This is a genomic window from Aquibium carbonis (assembly GCF_003970795.1).
Lineage (GTDB): Bacteria > Pseudomonadota > Alphaproteobacteria > Rhizobiales > Rhizobiaceae > Aquibium > Aquibium carbonis.
Map to the genome: position 1 here is coordinate 1 of NZ_RWKW01000188.1, position 756 is coordinate 756.

The window sequence follows — 756 nt, forward strand, 5'->3', positions numbered from 1 at the left end:
GCCCGCCAACGGCGGCGCCCGTTTCGTCGTCAGCCTGCCGGCGGCCGGTCGCGCCAGCCGGGCCGCGGGCGCGACAGCACATAGGCCGCCCCGGCAAGCATGAAGGCGGCGACGCCGAGCATGGCGGCGGGTCCTGGATGCGCGGCGAGGATAAACAGGCCGTAGCCGGCGACCATGCCCGCGACCGCGAAGACCTTGGCCCGCGTGGGAATGGCGCCCTCCGCGCGCCAGGCGCGGAGCGATCCGCCGAACCGGGGATGCTCGAGCAGCCAGATCTCGATGCGCGGCGACGACCGGCCGAAGCAGAACGCCGCCAGGATGATGAAGATCGTGGTCGGCAGCACCGGCAGCACGGCGCCGAGGATGCCGAGGCCGAGCATCAGCACGCCCGCCGCCAGATAGGCCGCGCGGCGCGCCCGCGCCAGGGCGGTCAGGCCGCCGGCCGGTCCGCTCGCATCGTCGTCGCCGCTCTGCATCTCGACTGTTTCGCGTCCCTGCGTCATGATCCTCGCTCGCCGCCCCGACGCGGCGGCGAAGGGAAGGTTCTAACCACGTGTTGCGCAAGCTCCGCAATCTGTTCGCGCGTCCGAGGACGCAGGCGGACCTCGACGCCGCGAAGCTTCGCGCGCTCCGCTCGCTGGGCGTTCGCGTCGGCGAGGGCTGCCGCATCTATTGCGACATCGTTTCGACCGTAAACTGGCCCCCATTTCGACCGGACAGTTGGCCTAACGCGGGAGGCTTGAGGCTATCCTCAAG

The 756-nt window shown here is 71.4% G+C and carries 1 protein-coding gene; it reads right to left on the reverse strand.

Annotated elements, in window-relative coordinates; translation table 11 throughout:
* Window positions 1-29: 29 nt before the first annotated feature.
* Window positions 30-503, reverse strand: a complete 474-nt coding sequence (locus tag EJC49_RS25495) for a YbaN family protein (protein ID WP_342635388.1) — start codon at window positions 501-503, stop codon at window positions 30-32.
* Between the last annotated feature and the right edge of the window lie 253 nt (window positions 504-756).

What these genes read in the sequence shown, in the direction of transcription:
- EJC49_RS25495 (WP_342635388.1), bottom strand. Translation starts at nt 503, where the DNA reads ATGACGCAGGGACGCGAAACAGTCGAGATGCAGAGCGGCGACGACGAT.